The sequence below is a fragment of the Nonomuraea gerenzanensis genome (assembly GCF_020215645.1).
GTDB classification, from domain to species: Bacteria; Actinomycetota; Actinomycetes; order Streptosporangiales; family Streptosporangiaceae; genus Nonomuraea; species Nonomuraea gerenzanensis.
In genome coordinates this window covers 8506348-8525830 of the sequence record NZ_CP084058.1, presented here as the reverse complement: position 1 = coordinate 8525830, position 19483 = coordinate 8506348, and the positions used below count along the sequence as shown (strand labels likewise).

The following is a 19483-nucleotide window of genomic DNA, read 5'->3' as shown; positions in this document are numbered from 1 at the left end:
GGGATTTCAGCGGTATGGGTACGTTCTCAGATGTGTGAACGTTGCCACACTGGCCTGGCGCCACGTGGCCGTCATCAGCATGCCTGATGCCCCGCTTGTTCAGTGTGGAGGCGAAACCCCCAATGAGAACCCCGCTCGTCCGCTGGTCCGTCCTGTCGCTGTCGCTCGCGCTCGCGCTCACCTCGTGTGCCAAGGGCACCGGTGGCGCCGCGGCCCCCGCGCCGTCGGCAGGCCAGTTCAACCCCGGCGCCTCCTACCAGGGCACCATCTCGGTCATGGGCTTCGGCGCCACCGACGAGATCGGCGAGACCCGCGTCGAGTTGGCCAAGAAGTCGCTCAAGGGCGCGGACGTGAAGCTGATCGAGGGCGACCTCGACATCCAGCAGTTCCTGTCGGCGGTGGCGGCCGGCGACCCGCCGGACATCATCTACGCCAACCGCGACCAGATCGGCACCTTCGCCTCGCGGGGCGCGATCATCCCCCTCACGTCGTGCGTCCAGGGGGAGCAGATCGACACCTCGATGTACAACAAGAACGCGCTCAGCCAGGTGACGTTCGGCAACGAGGTCTACGCGATCCCCGAGTTCAACCAGGTCCAGATCACCATGGCCAACGCCGACCTGCTCAAGCAGGCCGGCCTGACGATCGAGGACGTCAACGGCTCCGACTGGGACAAGGTCACCGCGGCGACCAAGAAGCTGGTCAAGGCGCCCGGCGGCAAGCTCCAGGTGATCGGCTTCGACAGCAAGCTGCCGGAGTTCCTGCCGCTGTGGGCCAAGTCCCTCGGCGCCGACCTGCTGTCGGCCGACGGGAAGACCGCCCAGCTCAACAGCCCCGAGGTGGTCAAGGCGCTGCAGTTCGCGGTCGCCGTCTACGACGCGCAGGGCGGCTTCGCCAAGGTCAAGGCCGTGCGCGACTCGGCCGACTTCTTCGGCAAGGGCAACCAGTTCGCCGAGGACGCGCTGGGCGCCATGCCGATGGAGCAGTGGTACGTCAACGTGCTCAACGACGTCTCGCCCAAGGCCCCCATGGCCTTCGACACCTTCCGCACCCCGGAGGGCAAGCCGCTGGCCTACTCCTCCGGCTCGTCGTGGGCCATCCCCAAGGGCTCCAAGAACCCCGGCGCCGCCTGCCGCTTCGCCAAGACGATGACGCTGGTGGAGTCGTGGAAGGCCGCCGCCCAGGCCCGCGTGGACAAGCGCAAGGCCGACGGCAAGCCGTTCACCGGCATCCTCACCGGCAACGTCAAGGCCGACGAGGAGATCCAGAAGATGCTCACCTCCGGCGGCGAGCCCTGGGACTCCGGCGTCAAGGCCGTCTACGAGGCCAACCAGAACACCTTCAGCCTGCCGGCCAACCCGGCCGACAAGGAGTTCAAGGACGCCTGGCAGGGCGCGGTGAACCGGGTGCTCAACGGCCAGGACGAGCCGCAGGCCGCGCTCGACAAGGCCCAGCAGGACGCCCAGGCGGCACTCGACAAGGCATGGGCCGACTGGACGAAGCGTACGAACTGAGATGGCCCGAGCACCGCGCATGAGAACCATGCGCTTCATCGAGACCAGGGCCGCGCTGCTGTTCATCAGCCCCTGGATCATCGGTTTCCTGATCTTCACCGCCTGGCCCGTGATCAACAGCGCCTACCTGTCGCTGACCGACTACGACGTGATCAACGACCCGTCGTTCATCGGCTTCGACAACTACGTGACCCTCTTCGAGGATCCGAAGGTCGGGCTGGCGCTGCGCAACACGTTCCTGTTCACCGTGATGTCCGTGCCCATCCAGCTCGTCGTCTCCCTCGGCCTGGCGCTGCTGCTCAACAGCGCCACCCGGGCCACCGGCTTCTTCCGCACGGCCTTCTTCCTGCCCAAGATGACGCCGCCCGTCGCGGTCGGCATCCTGCTGCTGATGCTGTTCAACGGCCAGAACGGCCTGATCAACGGCTTCCTCGGCATCTTCGGCATCGACGGCCCCGCCTGGACCACCGACCCGGCCTGGATCAAGCCGGGCCTGGTGCTGATGAGCCTGTGGACGGTCGGCGCGTCGGTGGTCATCATTCTGGCGGCGCTGCGCGGCGTCCCCCAGGAGCTGTACGACTCCGCCCTGGTGGACGGGGCCGGCTGGTGGCGGCGCACGTTGCGGATCACCGTGCCGATGATCAGTCCCACGCTGTTCTTCCTGTTCATCGTGGACAGCATCAACGCCCTACAGTCCTTCACCGAGGCGTACACCGCCTTCTTCGGCGCGGGCAACACCACCTACAGCAACGACGCCGCCCTGTTCTACGCGATCTACCTGTTCCAGCAGGCCTTCGAGTTCCTGCACATGGGGTACGCCTCCGCGCTGGCCTGGCTGCTGTTCATCGTGATCATGGCGATCACCGGTGTGCAGTTCCTGGTCACCAGGCGGTTCGTGCACTACGAAGGGGGCAACCCGTGAGGCGCCTGCGCAAGATCCTGATCTGGGCGGCGCTGAGCGCGTTCGCCGTCGCGTTCATCTACCCGTTCATCTGGCTGCTCAGCGCCTCCTTCAAGCCGCGCAGCGAGGTGTTCGACCACCGGATCCTGCCCGAGACGTTCACCTTCGACAACTACATCCAGGTGTGGCAGGAGGCGCCGCTGGCGCTGTGGATGTTCAACACGCTGCTGGTGACGGTGCTGGCCGCGACGGCCGTGACGATCACCAGCGCGATGGTGGCGTGGGGCTTCGCCTACTTCCGCTTCCCCGGCAGGAACGCGCTGTTCGGCCTGCTGCTGGCCACGATGATGCTGCCGGGCGCGGTCACCATGGTGCCGGTGTTCCTGATCTGGAACTCCTTGGGCATGGTCGGCACCCTGACCCCGCTGTGGGCGCAGAACCTGTTCGGCAGCGCGTTCTACATCTTCCTGCTGCGGCAGTTCTTCATGGGCCTGCCGCGCGAGCCGTTCGAGGCGGCGAAGATCGACGGTGCGAACAACTGGACGATCTTCACCAGGATGGCCCTGCCGCTGTGCAAGCCGGCGGTCGTGGTGACGCTGCTGTTCGAGTTCCAGGCGGCGTGGACGGACCTCATGCGGCCCCTCATCTACCTGCGGGACTCCAGCATGTTCACCGTGCCGCGCGGGCTGAAGGCGCTGCTCGACCAGTTCGGGTTCGGCGGCGAGTGGCACTGGGAGATCGTCATGACGGCGAGCGTGATCACCACGATCCCGATGATCATCCTGTTCTTCCTCGGCCAGAAGCACTTCGTCAAGGGCATCGCCACGACCGGGAGCAAGGGATGAGCTTCCCCGACGGGTTCCTGTGGGGCGCGGGCACCTCCGCGTACCAGATCGAGGGGCACCACGGCCGCGGCGAGTCGGTGTGGGAGGTGTTCTGCCGCCGTCCCGGCGCCGTCGAGGGCGGCGGCGACGGCTCGCGGGCCTGCGACTCGTTCCTGCGCTGGCGCGAGGACGTGGAGCTGGTCAAGGAGCTGGGGCTGAGCGCCTACCGCTTCTCGACCGGCTGGTCGCGGGTGATGCCGGACGGCGCGCACGCCGACCCCGAGGCGCTCGACCACTACGAGCGTTTCACCGACGCGCTGCTGGAGGCCGGCGTCGAGCCGGTGCTCACACTCAACCACTGGGACATGCCGTCGAGCCTGACCTGGGCCGAGCGCTCGTCCGTAAACGCTTTCACCGCCTACGCCCAGGCGGTGGCCGACCGGCTGGCCGACCGTGTGACCTGGTGGATCACCCAGAACGAGCCGTGGATCATCGCATTGCTCGGCTACCAGCTCGGCCTGCACGCCCCCGGCGTCGCCGACCTGGGCACCGCCGTCAAGGCCGGGCACCACGTGCTGCTCGGCCACGGCGCGGCGGCCGACGTGCTGCACGCGCACGCCGGCACCAGGGCCGGGTGCGCGCTGAGCCTGTTCCCCTGCGACCCGGCCACCGGCAGCCAGGCCGACCGGGCGGCGGCCCGGGGCTCCGACGGCTACGTCAACCGCTGGTACCTCGACCCGCTGCTCGGCGACGGCTACCCCGCCGACATGCGCGAACACTGGGAACGGGCGCTCGGCCACGGCCTGGACTTCATCCAGGACGGCGACGAGGCCGCGATCGGCGGGCGCAGTGACTTCCTCGGCGTCAACTACTACACGCGCCGGGTCATGGCCGCCGCGCCGCCGGACCCGTTCCCCTGGAAGGTGGTCGGCCCCAGCGGCGACGTGGCCAGGACCGACGAGGGCTGGGAGATCAACCCCGGCGCGCTGCGCGACCTGCTCGCCGGGCTGAGCGGGCGCTTCCCCGGCACCCCGCTGATGATCACCGAGAACGGCGGCGTCTTCGGCGACACGCCCGCCCACGACGGCCGGGTGCACGACACCCGCAGGATCGCCTACCTGCGCGACCACGTGGCGGCTGTGCAAGAGGCTCTCGACGCGGGCGCCGACGTGCGCGGCTACCTGCACTGGTCGCTCATGGACAACTTCGAGTGGGCGCTGGGCTACCGGCCCAGGTTCGGGCTCGTCCACGTCGACTACGCCACCGGAGCCCGCACCGTCAAGGACTCCGGGCGCTACTACGCCCGGCTCATCGCCGGGGGCGGCACGGCCCCCGCCCTGCCCAGGATCGAGGCTTACGGCTAACCCATGCGGATCACCACCACTGACACGGCCTACCACCTGGACAGCGGCCACTACCATCTGACCGTCTCGCGCACCGACCCCAGCGCCGAGCTGGTCGGCTGGATGACGCTCAACCTGCTGGCCTCGGTGAACACCAGGGGCGGGCGTGACGAGACGTACGAGACGCTGCCGCCCGTGCTCGTCGAGCGCGGCGACGTGGCGATCTTCGACTTCCCGCAGCGCACCACCGAGTGGCAGGCCAAGACGGTCCGCCTGACCTGCACCCCCGAGACGATCGCGCTGGAGGTGCGGGTCGAGGGCGACGGCGTGCTCGGTGACGTGACGCTGATGGGCGGCAGGGCCGTGCTCAACACCCGCGCCGCCGGCACGTTCCGCTCCGCAGTGCACGCGCGCGGCGTCTTCAGCCCCACGCCCGCGCACCCCGTGCGGGTGGTGCGGCCGGTGTCCGCGCCGGTCGCGCTGACCGTCGTCGGCGACGCCTCGCCCGGCCGGCTGCACGCCGTCTTCTCCCCGCCGCCGCTGGTGCTGGCCTTCTGCAAGGCCGAGCCGGACGGCGCCACCGCCGTCCCGGACGGCGACTGGCTGAGCGCGTCGGTGCGCGCCGGGATCGCCGACCTGACCTTCACCGAGCTGACGTACGAGCCGCTGGACGGCGGCGCGCTGCTGCGCTTCGACTACGAGTGCCACACCGAGGTGCGCGGCTCGTGGACCTCGCCCGCCGTGGTGTTCCGCGTCGCCTCCTCGCCCTGGGAGGCGATCACTCAGCACCGCGCCGACCTCGTCGAGCACGGCCTGGCCCCGTCGCGGGTCCCCGAGCCGGCCGGCTGGTGGAGCCGGCCGATCTTCTGCGGCTGGGGCGCCCAGTGTGCCAGGGCCGACGGCGGCTCCCCGGTGGAGCTGTCGCGGCGCGAGCTGTACGACGAGTGGCTGGGCACGCTGGAGGAGCACGGCATCGTGCCCGGCACGATCGTCATCGACGACCGCTGGCAGCTCACCTACGGCGACTGCGAGCCCGACGAGGCCAAGTGGCCGGGGCTGCGCGAGTGGATCGCCGACCGGCACGCGCGCGGCCAGCGCGTGCTGCTGTGGTGGCGCGCCTGGTCGGCCGACGGGCTGCCGCCCGAGGAGTGCGTGACGGACGCCGGCGGCCGCCCCGTGGCCGCCGACCCGTCGAACCCCGCCTACCGGCTGCGCGTGCGGGCCATCATGCGGCGGCTGCTGGGCGACCTCGGCGCCGACGGCTTCAAGATCGACTTCACGCAGTGGTCCCCCAGCGGCTCGCACCTGAAGACGTACGGCTCGACCTGGGGCATCGCCCTCCTGCACGAGCTGCTCGCCACCATGTACGACGCCGCCAAGCAGGTCAAACCCGACGCCCTCATGATCACCCACACCCCGCACCCGGCCTTCGCCGACGTCAGCGACATGATCAGGCTCAACGACGTGCTGGAGTACGACGCCCGCGGCGACCTCGTGCCCGCCGTGGACCAGCTCCGCTACCGCCACGCGGTGGCCACCCACGCCCTGCCGCACCACCTGATCGACACCGACCAGTGGCCGATGCCCAGCAAGGCGGACTGGCTCGCCTACGCCCGGGCCCAGCCCGAGCTGGGGGTGCCCGCCCTGTACTACGTCGAGCGCATCGACAACACCGGCGAGCCGATCGGCGGCGCGGACCTGGAGCAGATCGCGGCCTGGTGGGGGCTGCGATGAGGCAGGCCGAGGTGGTCGTGTACGGCGCGACCTCGGCCGGCGTGTGCGCCGCGGTGGCCGCCGCCCGGCGCGGCCTGGACACCGTGCTGCTCGAACCCGGCCGGCACGTCGGCGGCATGACCTCCGGCGGGCTGGGTTACACCGACGTCGGCGACGCCCGCGTGCTGGGCGGCATGGCCACGGAGTTCCGCCAGGCGGTCGCCGACGCCTACGGGGTGGCGCCCGGCCACTACGCGGGCCCCGAGCCGCATGTCGCCGAGGAGATCTTCCTGTCCTGGCTGGACCGGGCGGGCGTGGAGGTGGTGTTCGACGCGCCGCTGGGCGCGGTGGTCACCTCCGGGGACCGGATCGGCTCGGTGGGGGAGCACGCCGCGGGGGTCTTCGTGGACGCGAGCTACGAGGGTGACCTGCTGGCCGCCGCCGGGGTGTCGTACCGGGTGGGCCGCGAGGACCGCTCGCTGCACGGGGAGAGGTTCGCCGGGCGGCGCGAGGTGGTGCCCGGGATGCACAACTTCCCGCCGTGGATCTCGCCGTTCCGCGCTGACGGCACGCTGCTGCCGCAGGTCGCCGACGGGCCGATGGCCGAGGTGGGCGCGGGTGACGGCGGCGTGATGTCGTACGGCTACCGCGTCTGCATGAGCACCGCGCCCGACCGGATCCCGTTCGAGCGGCGGCCCGGCTACGACGAGGAGCACTGGGAGCTGGGGCGGCGGCTCTTCCGCCACTGGCGCGAGCAGGGCGTCGAGCCCCGGGCCGGACGCCTGGTCGGGCTGGAGCCGAACCTGCCCCACGGCAAGTGCGACGGCAACTCGCTGGGGCCGTTCTCGCTCAGCGTGCTCGACCGCTCGGCCTGGGCCTACCCCGACGCCGGCGCCGACGAACGCGAGCGCATCCGCCTGCACCACCTGCACCACGCCCAGGACCTGCTCCACTTCCTCTCCCACGACCCCGAGGTGCCCGCCGCCGTGCGGGCCGAGCTGTCGCGGTGGGGGCTGCCCGCCGACGAGTTCGCCGACACCGGGCACCTGCCGCACCAGCTCTACGTGCGCGAGGCGCGGCGGATGCTGGGGCAGACGCATCTGACCGAGCACGACCTGGTGCGGGGAGGGGTGCGGCCCGACGTGGTCGCGATGGGGTCCTACCACCTGGACATCCGTGAGGTGCAGCGGACCTGGCGGGAGGTGTACGAGCATCCCGACCCGGTGCCCATGGTGGTGACCGAGGGGTACCTGTCGGTGGGGGTGGCGCCGTACCCGATCCCGTACGGGGCGATCGTGCCGCGGCGGGAGGAATGCGCGAACCTCCTCGTGCCGGTGTGCGTGTCGGCCTCGCACGTGGCGTTCTCCTCCATCCGGATGGAGGTGCAGTACCAGATGCTCGGGCACGCCGCCGGGCTGGCCGCCGCCCGGGCCGCGGGGAGCGGGAAGGCGGTGCAGGACGTGGACGTGACGGCGCTGCAGGAGGAGCTGCGGGCGGCCGGTCAGGTGCTGTCACTCTGACCCGCGTGCCATGGAACGGCCCGTGGCGGTGAGGTGCGCCTCACCGCCACGGGCCGTTCCGCGTCTCAGGCGGTGACGCGTTCGAGCACCTGTCGGGCGAACGGCGGGATCACCTTGCGCAGCACGTTCGCCTCGTGCGCCTCGGCGCGGGCCAGCGCCTCCTCGGCCGCCGCCAGGCCGCCCGCCCCGGCCAGCAGGTCGAGCGCGGCCAGCCCGGCCGCGCCCATGTCCCTGGCCGCCGACACCCACCGGGCCAGCTCCCTGGCGATCGGCCCGGGCACGTCAGAAGGCAGCTCCGCCAGCCGCGTCAGCTCGGCGCGCAGCCCCTCGTAGGGCCCGCCCTCCAGCGCGGCGGCGCACAGCGCGGTCAGCGCCGGGCTCTGGTCGTCGCCGGGCGGCCACGCCGAGCACGCCTCCACCAGCGGCAGCAGCTCCGCGGCCCCGGGCAGCAGCCGGATCGCCCGCTCGTGCGCGCGCGCCGGGTCGTAGGCCGCCAGGTGCCAGGCGTAGTCGGCCACCGTCGTCAGCGCGATCCGCGAGGCCGCCGCCTCCACCATCGGGTTGGCCGTGATGCCCTCGATCGGCACGTCCTCCAGCTCCGTGGCCCGCCCGACCAGCGGCCCGAGGAACACCCTGGAGAAGTCGAAGTCGTTGACGGGAAAGTTGTCCCACAGCGCCACACGGTGCCCGTAGGAGGCCGCCGCGGCCGTCATGTCGTAGGCGGAGATCGCGCCCACCACCACGTCGGAGCCCGTCCACCACACCAGCACGTCGGCGGGCAGCTCCGCCGCCAGCCGGTCGCGGTAGGCGGTGCGCGCGGTGCCCGCGTAGTCGGTGGGCACCATGGTCAGCGGCCGGTCGGCGCCGTGCGGGGCGAGGAAGTGCTCGGCGAAGTCGCGGCACACCGCCGCGTGGGCGCTCGCGCTCGCCCCCTCCGCCGTGCCGTACGCCTCCCGGTCGGGCAGGTGGCTCAGCTCGGGCGGGATGTCGTCGAACAGCAGCGCGTACTCCCTGACGCCGGCCCGCCACACCTGCTCCGCCTTGGCCCGCAGCGCCGCCCGGTCGGCCGGGTCGCTGTAGACCATCGACAGGCCGGGGCTGAGCGCGAAGACGAAGCGCACGTGCCGCGCCGCGGCCTGCCCGACCAGCTCGGCCAGCCGCGCCAGCTCCTCCTCCGGGTACGGCTCCCGCCACCGCTCCCGGTGGAACGGGTCGTCCTTGGGCGCGTACACGTAGGCGTTGAGCTTGTGCCTGGCGGAGAACCGCAGGTGGTCCAGGCGGTCGGCGTGGGTCCACGGCGTGCCGTAGAAGCCCTCGATCGTGCCCCGGAGCGGCAGGTCGGGCCAGTCGCGCACGTCGGACTCCGGCACGCACACCGCGTGCTCGGCACAAGGCGCCCCGGCCATGGCGAGCAGGGTCTGCGCCCCGTAGAACGCCCCGGCAGGATCGGCTCCCACGATCGAGACCCGGCCGTCGCCCGCCGTCAGCGTGTACCCCTCCGGCGGCAGCCCGGCACCGGCGTCGACGCGCACCTGGACGAGCGGCGTGGCGCAGGCGGGGGAGCCGAGCGCGTGGCGCAGCTCGGTGACGGCACTCTCGGAAGCGGTGTCGCCCTGGACTCCAGCGTCACACAGCTCGACGTGCGAAATACCGAAAGTGGCCTTTTTCGGACAGGGAACAATCCACTCCAGGACATCCATTGTGGGAACGATACCGGATAGGATCCTGCCTCGTGGGTATGGATGTAACCGAAGTTGTGCCCGGGGTGCTCCGCGTGGAGGACACCTGCCACGTCTACGTCATCAAGGCTCCCGTCCGCGAGGGTGAGGAGCGCACCGGGATCGCCGTCGACTTCGGTTCAGGGCGGGTCCTCGACCTGCTCGGCGAGCTGGGCCTCGACCGCCTCACCCATGTCCTCGTCACCCACCACCACCGCGACCAGGTGCAGGGGCTGCACCGGGCGGCCGAGGCGGGCGTGGAGATCCACGTGCCGCCCGTCGAGCGCGACCTGTTCGAGAAGGTCGGCGAGATGTGGGCGGGGCGTCAGCTGCTCAACGACTACGACCTGCGCGACGACCGCTTCTCGCTGCTGGAGCCGGTCGCGATCACGGACGTGGTGCCGGAGTATCGGACGGCCGAATACGGCGGGGTGGACGTGCGCGTCCTGCCCACCCCGGGTCACACGCCGGGCTCCGTCACGTACGTGGTGGGCCGCGCCGCCTTCACCGGTGACCTGATCTACGCCCCCGGCAAGGTGTGGTCCCTGGCCGCCACCCAGTGGTCGTACACCGAGAACGAGGGCCCCGCCATGGTCGTCCTCAGCGCGGAGCTGCTCCAGCGGGAGGAGCTCGACGTGCTGCTGCCCTCGCACGGCGAGCCCATGATCGACCCCGGCGACGCCCTGACCCGGCTGTCGGCCGCGATGCAGCGCTACGTGGACTTCCGCCGCCCGCACCCCTGGGACGTGCGCGGCCTGCTGAACAACCCGTTCGTGCAGGTCACACCGCACCTGCTGATGAACAGGAGCAGCCAGTCCCACAGCTACGTGCTGCTGTCGGAGTCGGGCGCGGCCATGGTCTTCGACTTCGGCTACGACATGTGCACGGGGCTGGTCAAGAGCACCGCCCGCGAGGCCCGGCGCCCCTGGCTGGCCTCCCTGCCCGCGCTGCGCGAGCACCACGGCGTCACCACCGTCGAGGTCGCCCTGCCCACCCACTACCACGACGACCACGTGGCGGGCATGCCGCTGCTGCGCGACGTCGAGGGCACCGCGATCTGGGCACCTTCCCACATGGCGCCCATCCTGGCCACGCCGCTCCACCACGACCTGCCGTGCCAGTGGTTCGACCCGATCCCGGCCGACCGCGTGCTCGGGCTGGGGGAGACGGTGCGCTGGCGGGAGTACGAGATCACGGTGCACGACCTGCCGGGGCACACGCTGTTCGCGGCGGCGTACGAGTTCGAGGTGGACGGGCACCGGGTGCTGGTGACCGGCGACCAGCAGGACGGGATGGGGATTCCCGGCGAACGCCAGGAGATTCTGAATTTTCAGTACAAGAATAGGTTCCGCATCGAGGACTACCGCCGGAGCGCCGCGCTCTACCGGCGCCTGCGGCCCGATCTCATGGTCAGCGGCCACTGGCGACCCCGCTGGGTGGACGACGACTACCTGCACATGCTGACCGAACGAGGCGAGGAGCTGGTCGCGCTGCACCACGACCTGCTCCCGCTGGACCGGATCGACCTCGGGGCGGACGGCGTGCTGTGCCGGCTGACGCCGTACTATACGAGCGTCCCCGCGGGCGGCGAGGTCGTGCTGACCGCCACCGTGCGCAACCCGTGGCCGGACAAGGTCGTGGCCACCGTCGAGCCGGTGGTGCCGCCCGGCTGGCGGCGCGAGCAGGGATCCCTGACGCTTAGGCTGCCCGGAGGGGGTATGGAGCAGGTGCATCTCCGTCTCGGCGCCGACGTCGTGCCACGACGCCGCGTTCGCCTCGCAGTCGACGTGACCATCGGCGATCTGCGTCTCGGACAGCACGCCGAGGCACTCGTCGACGTGGTCGGGGAAGGGATTCGATGACCATAGAACGGCGCAGCACCCCCCTCAGCCGTTCCCGCCGCCCCACCATCAAGGACGTGGCCGAGGCCGCCGGCGTCTCCCGCTCCACCGTCTCCCGGGCGCTCACCGGGCGCGGCTACGCCGCCAGCGACGTGCGCGAGCGGGTCCTGCGTGCCGCGGCCGAGCTGGGCTACGTGCCCGACGTCATGGCCCGCACGCTCAAGCAGCAGGTCAGCCGGTCGGTCGGGGTCCTGGTGAGCGACCTGCGCAACCCGTTCTACGCGGAGCTGGCCGCCGGCGCCAGCAGGGAGGCCCGCGAGCGCGGCTACACCATGGTGCTGGCCGACACGAGCCTGTCGGCCCAGGCCGAGAGCGAGGCCGCCGAGGCGCTGGTCGCGCTGCGCGTGGCCGGGGTGGTCGTGACGCCCAACTCCTCGGCCGTCTCCACCTACCTCGCCGGCCACGGCATCCCCGTCGTCGAGGTGGACCGGCAGTTCGCGGCCGGCTCGACCGACGGCGTGGTCGTCGGCAACCGCGTCGGCGCCCGCACCGCCACCGCCCACCTCGTCGGGCTCGGCCACCGCAGGATCGCGCTGTTCATCGACGAGACCGACTGGACCACCGGTTACGAGCGCTACCAGGGCTACCTGGAGGCGCTGACCGCCGGCGACATCAAGGTGGATCCCGACCTCGTCGTCTCCTCCGGCTGGGACGTCGCCGACTCGCGCCGCCGGGCGCTCGACATGCTGCGTGGCCCGGATCGTCCCACAGCCGTGTTCGCCGCCAACAACGTGCTCGCCGAAGGTGTCTGGCGGGCGATCGGCGAGCTGGGCCTGCGCGTGCCCGGCGACATCAGCCTCGTCGCCTTCGACGACGCGCCGTGGATGAGCATGGTCTCGCCCACGGTCAGCGCGGTCTCGCAGGACACCTTCAACCTGGGCGCGACCGCCGTACGCAGGCTGGACGAGCGCATCGAGCGGCCCGAGTCCGACTCCGTCACGACCGTGCTCAACGTGCGGCTCGTCGAGCGCGGGTCGACCGCGCCGCCCCCCGCCCTCTGACATTTCTCCCGTCCGGTGCGTTGACCCACGGGGAAAGGTCGCCCTAGGATCCCGTGTGGGAACGATGTCACAGCCTCAACGCGGCAGTCGTTCCCGTCGGAGGCCCAATGGAGCACGATCTTCCCGCCGTCCTGTCCCTGGACATCGGCGGCACGAAACTCGCCGCGGGCGTGGTCACAGGCGATGGCCTGATCCACGGGTGGCAGGTCACCCCCACCCGCAGGGAGGAGGGGCCGCGGCACGTCCTGACCAGGCTGTTCGACCTGGGCAGGAAGGCGATCGCGGAGGCCGGCGTGCCGGAGGTGGCCGCTGTCGGCATCTCGTGCGGCGGCCCGCTGGACACCACGACCGGCGTCCTGCAGTGCCCGCCGCACCTGCCCGGCTGGATCGACGTCCCGATCTGCGCGCTGGCCACGGAGGCGTTCGGCGTACCGGCCGCGCTTGAGAACGATGCCACGGCCGCCGCGCTGGGCGAGTTCCGGTACGGCGCGGGGCGCGGCACCAGCACGATGCTCTACCTCACCATCTCCACGGGCGTCGGCGGCGGCTCCGTCATCGGCGGCCGGCTGCACCGCGGCGCGGCCGGCAACGGCGGTGAGCTGGGGCACGTCATGGTGCGTCCGGGCGGGCGGTTGTGCTCGTGCGGGCGCCGGGGCTGCCTGGAGGCGTACGCGTCGGGCACCTCCATCGCCGAGCGCGCCCGCGAGGCGCTGGCCGCCGGCCGGCCCTCCTCGCTGTCCGCACTCGCCCAGCCCAGGGCGGAGGACGTCTCCCGCGCGGCCGAGGCGGGTGACGCGCTCGCCGTCGAAGTGTGGGACGAAACCACATGGGCACTGGGAACGGCGCTCACCGACCTGGTGAACGCGTTCGAGCCCGAGCTCGTCGTCCTCGGCGGCGGCGTCACCCGATCCGGCGCCCGGCTCCTCGACCCCGTCGCCGCGGCGGTCGCCAGGGACGCCATGCCGCCCGCCGCCCGCGCCGCCCGCTTCGAGCTGGCCAAGCTCGGCGACGGCGTCTGCGTGGTCGGCGCCGGCGCCGTCGCCCACGACCTCGTCACCGGAGCCAAGGCCTGACCGCCACCGTCTGCGCCACCGTCTGTGCCACCGTCTGTGCCACCGTCTGCGCCGGCGCCTGACGCCATCGCCGGAGCCCGGTGCGGTCACCGGCACCGACGCCTGAACTCGCCTCAGGAAAGACCCCCGATGCCTGATCTTCCCCCGATGCCCCCGATCACTGACGTCCTCGCCGAGCACGTGGCAGGTCACCTGGCCGCCGCCCGCGGCATGACGGCGCTGCTGCCCGCCGTGGAGGCAGCCGCCGACCTGCTCATCGACACCTTCACCCGCGGCGGCACCCTCTACACGATGGGCAACGGCGGCAGTGCCGCCGACGCCCAGCACCTCACCGGCGAGCTGATCGGCCACTACAAGCGCGACCGCCGCCCCCTGCCCACGGTCACGCTCACCACCGATGCGACCGTTATGACCTGCATAGCCAATGACTACGCCTATGATGACGTCTTCGCCCGTCAAGTCAGGGCGCTCGCCCGGCCCGGCGACGTCGTGGCCGCGTTCACCACGAGCGGCAACTCGCCCAACGTGGTCAGCGCACTAGAGGTCGCCCAGTCCAACGGCGCGGTGACGGTCCTGTTCGGCGGTGGCGACGGCGGGGCCGCCGCCAAGCACGCCGACCACCTCCTCCTCGCCCCCAGCTCAGAGACCCCGCGCATCCAGGAGATCCACACACTGATGCTGCACATGATCAGCGAGAAGGTCGACGCATGGGCGGCGGCATGACCCGGCGGGCCCCCATGTCGAACGCGCCCTCCGGCGACCAGCCGCGCGACCTGCCCAGGGCGCCCAGGCCCGTGGCCTCCCCCGGCCGTACCCTGCACATGATCGGCAACGCCCACCTCGACCCGGTGTGGCTGTGGCCGTGGCAGGAGGGTTACCAGGAGGCGCGGGCCACGTTCTGGTCGGCGATCCACCGCATGGACGAGTACCCGGACTTCGTCTTCACCTGCGACCAGGTCGTGCTGCTGTCGTGGGTGGAGGAGTCGGACCCCGAGCTGTTCGCCAGGATCCAGGAGAAGGTGGCGGAGGGCCGCTGGGTCATGGTCGGCGGCTGGTGGGTGGAGCCCGACTGCAACATGCCGTCGGGCGAGTCGTTCGTCCGGCAGGGCCTGTACGGGCAGCGCTACCTCAAGGAGAAGTTCGGCGTCACGGCCTCGGTCGGCATGAACGTGGACCCGTTCGGCCACAACGCCATGCTGCCCGCCATCCTGCGCGGCCAGGGCATGGACTCGTACTGCTTCCTACGTCCAGGACCGCACGAGAGCGACCTGCCGGGCACGATGTTCTGGTGGGAGGCGCCCGACGGCAGCCGGGTGCTGGCCTACCGGATCCCGTTCGAGTACTGCAGCCCGCCCGGCGAGGTCGCCGGGCAGACGGAGAAGGCGCTCGGCCAGCTCGACCGTTCCCTCGGCGACCTGATGATCTTCTACGGGGTGGGCAACCACGGCGGCGGCCCCACCAAGGCCAACATCGAGTCCATCCACCGCTACGACCGGATGGGCACGTTCGGGGAGCTGACGATGTCGTCCCCGCGCCGCTACTTCGACGAGATGGCCAAGCGGCTCGGCGAGCAGGGCCTGGCGGAGCTGCCCGTGTGGCGCGACGACCTGCAGCACCACGCGGCCGGCTGCTACTCCGCGCACTCCGGCATCAAGGCCTGGCAGCGCAGGGCGCAGGCCGCGGTGCTGTCGGCCGAGCGGTGGGCCGCCGTCGCCGGCCACGACGCCCGCGCCGACCTGGAGCGGGCGTGGAAGCAGGTGCTGTTCAACCAGTTCCACGACGTGCTGCCCGGCTCGGCCATCGAGCCCGCCTACGACGACGCCCGCGACCAGCTCGGCGAAGCCGTGGCGATCTCCAAGCGGATCATCACCAGGGCGCACAACATGATCGCCCGCGACATCGCGGTGCCCGAGGAGAGCGGCACGCAGCCGGTCGTCGTGTTCAACCCGCACCCGTGGCCGGTCACCACCAGGGTCGAGATGCAGTACGGCCTGGCCCCGAACGGCGTGCACGTCGTGGACGCCGACGGCGCCGACGTGCCCTGCCAGCGCACCCAGTCGGTCGCCACCACCGACGACAAGGGGCGCGGCGCCACCGTGTTCCGGGCGGAGCTGCCCGCGCTCGGCTACCGCCTCTACCGGCTGCGCCAGGGCCCCGGCGCGCACCCGGCGGGCACGCTGCTCGCCTCGGCGAGCCGCCTGGAGAACGACGTGCTCCGTTTGGAGCTCGACCCCGTCACCGGCTGGCTGTCCAGCCTGGTCGACAAGCGCACCGGCGTGGACCTGCTGGCCGGCGCCGCCGGCCCGCACACCCAGGTCTGCGAGGACCCCACCGACACCTGGGGCCACCGGGTCGTCTCCTACGACTGGCCGGGCGAGGAGATGGTCACCACCGCCATCGTGCTGCGCGAGCACGGCCCGCTGCGGGCCCGCCTGCGCGTCGAGCGCGAGTGGGGCCGCTCCACGATGGCCGAGGAGTTCATCCTGGGCGCGGGCGACGACGACGCCGTCGAGGTGCGGGTCACGCTCGACTGGCGGGAGCAGGCGCACCTGATGAAGCTGCGCTTCCCCGTCGGGCTGGAGAGCCCCGTGGCCACGTACGAGATCCCGTTCGCCCACCTGAACAGGCCGATCGACGGAGCCGAGGAGCCGGCCCAGTCGTGGGTGGACCTGTCGGGCTCCGTGCGCGGCACCCGGGCCGGCCTGGCCGTGATCAACAACGCCAAGCACGGCTACGACGTCTCCCCGCCGAGCCCGGGGCGCGGTCACAGCATCGGCATCACCGCCGTCCGCAGCCCGGTCTACTCCTGGCACGACCCCCGGCTGCTGGACCCCGACGGTTACTACTCCTTCCAGGACCAGGGGACGCAGCGGTTCACGTACCTGCTGGTACCGCACGCCGGCGACTGGCGCGCGGCCGGGCTCACCCGGCGGGCCGCGCTGCTCGGCTCGCCGGTGCGGGCGATGCTGGAGAGCTTCCACGACGGCCCGCTGCCCAGCGCGCGCGGCTACCTGGACGACGGCGGCGCGCAGGTCATGGTCACGGCGGTCAAGCTGCACGAGGACGCGCCGCGCGACCTCGTGGTGCGGGCCGTGGAGACCACGGGGCGGGCGGCGGTCGCGACGCTGAACATCCCCATGGCCGGGATCAGGCTGACGGCCGACTTCGGGCCGAGCGAGATCCGCACGTTCCGGATCCCGCTGGACGACCCGCTCTCCGCGATGGAGACGGACCTGGTCGAGCTGGGGGTGCGCAAGGGCGCGTTCACCGTGGAGGCGTGGTGACCGCCGGGCCGCTCGCGGACCCACCCCGGCCCGGCGACCTCGCGGACCCGCCGCAGGACGCGTTTCGGCCAGGCGAGCTCGCGGACCCGCCGCACGCCGATGCGGTCGGTGGGCCGCTCGCCCGCCTGCCCGAGCCGGCGCCGCGCGTCGTCGTCGCCGACCCCGACGGCGGTGAGGTGCTGGTCGAGCTGCTGGACGCCGCGGGGCCGTTCAGCGTGGAGTGGGCGTGGGGCGAGCGCCGCCCCACCGGCCGCCGCGGGCTGAGCCTGCGCATCCGGTACGAGGGCGCCGAGCCGTCCGCCGCGACCGTCCGCGTGAGCAGATCGGTGACGGCCGTCGGCGACCCGTGGTGGCTCATCCCCGGCCTCTTCTACGGCGAGAACCGCCCGGCGGCCTGCCAGCGCGTCTTCCCCCGCTTCGAGCCCGGCGCCGACCGCCCCGAGGAGATGGTCTCGGCCCGCTGGGGCTTCCGCGCCGACCGGGCCGCCACCCCCGCCGTCCTGGTCTGGGGCGACACCGGCGGCACCGCGCTGATCGCGGACGAGCACTCGCCGGTCGGGCCGACGGGCCTGGCCATCGAGCACGAGGACGGGCGGGCGACAATCGCGCTGCTGTTCCCGTACCGGGAGTTCCCCGTCACCTACTACGGCTCCGCCCTCGCGGTGCCCGCCCACGCGGCCACGCACGTGTGGGAGCCGGGTCAGGAGCACGTCCTCACGCTCGCGACCAGCGCCCTGCCGGCGGACCGGCACGCGTACGCGCCGCTCCTGCGCGAGGACCGCGACCTGCGGCTGCCCGGCGCGCCCGTCGAGCCGTGGGAGGACGTGGCGCAGGCCGCCGACATCGCCGCCGAGGGCCTGTACCGCTGGCACTACGACCCCGACCCCGGCGTGCTGCTGGAGACGGTCGGGTTCGACAGGGAGGTGAGCGGCACCAACGGCGAGCGCGTGGACCGGCAGGCCATGCACGTCGGCTGGGTGAGCGGGATCCCGTGGGCGGCGGCGCTCCTGGAGCACGGGCTGCGGAGGGGACGGCCTGAGCACGTCGCCGCCGCCGAACGGGTCATCGACTTCATCTGCGCCAACCTGTCGCCGTCCGGGACGTTCTGGGGCACCTGGTACCGGCAGTCGGGCTGGTCGCAGAGCTGGAGTCACGTCAAGGACGCCCTGCACGCGCGCACCCTCGGCGAGGCCACCCTCTTCCTGCTGCGCGCGCTGCGCCACCGGCCGCACCCGGCCTGGGAGGCGGCCGCCCGCTCCAACCTGCGGGTGATGGCGGCCCGCCAGCGCGCCGACGGCAACCTCGGCACACTGCACCACGCCGCCACCGGCGAGGTCCTGTCCTGGTCCGGCGCCTCGGGCCTGACCTGGGTGGCCGCGCTCGCCGAGTCCGGCGACCCGGACCACCTGCGGGCGGCCGAGCGGGCGGGGGAGTACTACGCCTCGTTCGTGCACGACGAGTTCGTCTACGGCGCCCCCGAGGACGTGGACCTGGCCCCGACCTCGGAGGACGGGTACGCCGCCGTGATGGCGTACATGGCGCTGCACCGCCGCACGGGCGCGGCCCGCTGGCTCGGCCTGGCCCGCCGCGCCGCCGACTGGACGCTCACCTTCCGCTACACCTACAACGTGCGCTTCGGCCCCCGGACCCCGCTCGGCCGCTACGGCTTCGCCACCCGCGGCGCCGACCAGGCCTCGCCGTCGAACCAGCACCTGCACGCGTATGGGCTGGTGTGCACGGCGGAGCTGGTGGAGCTGTCGCAGGCGCTCGGGGACCCGTACTACGCGGAGCGGGCGCACGAGACGCTGGAGTGCTTCCGCCAGCTCCTGCCGGCGGCCGACGGCGACCTCAACGCCTACCGCGGCATGATCACCGAACGCTACTACCAGACGGACTGCTTCCAGCCGAAGGGCATGTACCTGACGCTGTCGCACGCCTGGAGCGCGGGAGTGCTGTTGCTGGCGTGCGAGCAGGTGCTCGCGGCTACGGACGGGCGGCGGGCGGCAGCCCGAGCGTGACGGCGGCGTGCTCGACCCAGGCCGCGAGGAACCGCTCGGGCTCCAGGTCGCCGGGGGTGTGGCCGATCAGGAGGCGGAGCAGCGGATAGTACGTGAGCGAGGACAGCAGCACGGCCGCCGTGGCCTCCGGGTCACCGGTCTGGACCCTGCCCAGCTCCCGCTGCTCCGCGATCCACCGCGCCCCCTCGGCGTACCCGCCTGCCAGCACGCCCTGCCACATGCCCTCGAACAGCTCTTCGCGCAGGCCCGGCACCACGTCGGCATGATCCTCGGCCACCCCGGCGGGTACGTCTCCTCGATCCACCTGGCCGACGCCGCCTCCGCCGTGGTGGCCGCGCTGACGGTGCCGGGGGGCACGTACAACGTCGTGGACGACGAGCCGCTGACCAAGCGGGCCTACGCGCAGGCGCTCGCAAGGGCCGCCGGGGCGGCGACGTGGGTGCGCGGGCCAGGGCGGCTGGCGTACGTGTTCGGTGAGCGGCTCACCTCGCTCACCCGTTCGCCGCGCGTCAGCAACGCGCGTTTCCGCCAGGCGGCGGGGTGGGCACCCCGCTACCCCAGCGCCCGCGAGGGATGGCTCGCCACCGCGCGCGTCCTGTCACCCTGATCCCGAGCCGGTCACCTTCTCCGCCGCCCGTCCGTCATGCCGTCGATGACTTCCGACCTGACGAAC

At 72.2% G+C, this 19483-nt stretch carries 15 protein-coding genes; 13 read left to right on the top strand and 2 right to left on the bottom strand.

Annotated features, from left to right (window positions below):
* Nucleotides 1-122: 122 nt before the first annotated feature.
* From LCN96_RS39670 to LCN96_RS39645, 6 genes are read left to right on the top strand one after another with little or no spacing between them, the layout of a single operon-like run.
* Nucleotides 123-1514 (top strand): ABC transporter substrate-binding protein, encoded by a 1392-nt coding sequence (locus tag LCN96_RS39670; protein WP_225267552.1) that lies wholly within the window; start codon nt 123-125, stop codon nt 1512-1514.
* A 19-nt stretch (nt 1515-1533) separates the two neighbouring features.
* Entirely contained in the window at nt 1534-2436 is a 903-nt protein-coding gene (locus tag LCN96_RS39665; RefSeq protein WP_225267551.1) for a carbohydrate ABC transporter permease, read from the top strand.
* Nucleotides 2433-3260: a carbohydrate ABC transporter permease gene (locus LCN96_RS39660; RefSeq protein ID WP_225267550.1), complete on the top strand. Its 828-nt coding sequence runs from the start codon at nt 2433-2435 to the stop codon at nt 3258-3260. Before LCN96_RS39665 ends, LCN96_RS39660 begins: the two co-directional genes overlap by 4 nt.
* The gene (locus LCN96_RS39655; protein ID WP_225267549.1) at nt 3257-4603 is read left to right on the top strand and encodes a GH1 family beta-glucosidase; all 1347 of its coding nucleotides are present in this window, start codon (nt 3257-3259) and stop codon (nt 4601-4603) included. Before LCN96_RS39660 ends, LCN96_RS39655 begins: the two co-directional genes overlap by 4 nt.
* Before the next feature lie 3 nt (nt 4604-4606).
* Nucleotides 4607-6316, top strand: a complete 1710-nt coding sequence (locus LCN96_RS39650) for an alpha-amylase family protein (RefSeq protein WP_225267548.1) — start codon at nt 4607-4609, stop codon at nt 6314-6316.
* Nucleotides 6313-7815 (top strand): FAD-dependent oxidoreductase, encoded by a 1503-nt coding sequence (locus tag LCN96_RS39645; protein ID WP_225267547.1) that lies wholly within the window; start codon nt 6313-6315, stop codon nt 7813-7815. Before LCN96_RS39650 ends, LCN96_RS39645 begins: the two co-directional genes overlap by 4 nt.
* 65 nt (nt 7816-7880) lie before the next feature.
* On the opposite strand, the gene LCN96_RS39640 is transcribed toward LCN96_RS39645, so the two are convergent.
* Nucleotides 7881-9515, bottom strand: coding sequence for a beta-N-acetylhexosaminidase family protein (locus tag LCN96_RS39640; RefSeq protein WP_225267546.1), 1635 nt, complete (start codon nt 9513-9515; stop codon nt 7881-7883).
* Between the two features lie 74 nt (nt 9516-9589).
* Between LCN96_RS39640 and LCN96_RS39635 the strand changes: the two genes are divergently transcribed.
* The 6 genes from LCN96_RS39635 (at nt 9590) to LCN96_RS39610 (ending at nt 18810) form a co-directional block, all read left to right on the top strand.
* The gene (locus LCN96_RS39635; protein ID WP_225267545.1) at nt 9590-11395 is read left to right on the top strand and encodes an MBL fold metallo-hydrolase; all 1806 of its coding nucleotides are present in this window, start codon (nt 9590-9592) and stop codon (nt 11393-11395) included.
* Nucleotides 11392-12435 (top strand): LacI family DNA-binding transcriptional regulator, encoded by a 1044-nt coding sequence (locus LCN96_RS39630; RefSeq protein WP_225267544.1) that lies wholly within the window; start codon nt 11392-11394, stop codon nt 12433-12435. Before LCN96_RS39635 ends, LCN96_RS39630 begins: the two co-directional genes overlap by 4 nt.
* 107 nt (nt 12436-12542) lie before the next feature.
* The gene (locus tag LCN96_RS39625; protein WP_225267543.1) at nt 12543-13508 is read left to right on the top strand and encodes an ROK family protein; all 966 of its coding nucleotides are present in this window, start codon (nt 12543-12545) and stop codon (nt 13506-13508) included.
* Between the two features lie 147 nt (nt 13509-13655).
* Nucleotides 13656-14231 (top strand): D-sedoheptulose-7-phosphate isomerase, encoded by a 576-nt coding sequence (locus LCN96_RS39620; protein WP_225267542.1) that lies wholly within the window; start codon nt 13656-13658, stop codon nt 14229-14231.
* Nucleotides 14216-16792, top strand: coding sequence for an alpha-mannosidase (locus LCN96_RS39615; RefSeq protein WP_225267541.1), 2577 nt, complete (start codon nt 14216-14218; stop codon nt 16790-16792). Before LCN96_RS39620 ends, LCN96_RS39615 begins: the two co-directional genes overlap by 16 nt.
* Nucleotides 16786-18810, top strand: a complete 2025-nt coding sequence (locus tag LCN96_RS39610; RefSeq protein ID WP_225267540.1) for a prenyltransferase/squalene oxidase repeat-containing protein — start codon at nt 16786-16788, stop codon at nt 18808-18810. The genes LCN96_RS39615 and LCN96_RS39610 overlap by 7 nt, the downstream gene beginning before the upstream one ends.
* Here LCN96_RS39610 and LCN96_RS39605 read toward each other — a convergent pair.
* The gene (locus LCN96_RS39605; RefSeq protein ID WP_225267539.1) at nt 18776-19087 is read right to left on the bottom strand and encodes a hypothetical protein; all 312 of its coding nucleotides are present in this window, start codon (nt 19085-19087) and stop codon (nt 18776-18778) included. The genes LCN96_RS39610 and LCN96_RS39605 overlap by 35 nt on opposite strands.
* Between LCN96_RS39605 and LCN96_RS39600 the strand changes: the two genes are divergently transcribed.
* Nucleotides 19073-19417, top strand: coding sequence for an NAD-dependent epimerase/dehydratase family protein (locus LCN96_RS39600; RefSeq protein ID WP_225267538.1), 345 nt, complete (start codon nt 19073-19075; stop codon nt 19415-19417). The genes LCN96_RS39605 and LCN96_RS39600 overlap by 15 nt on opposite strands.
* The last annotated feature ends 66 nt before the right edge of the window (nt 19418-19483 follow it).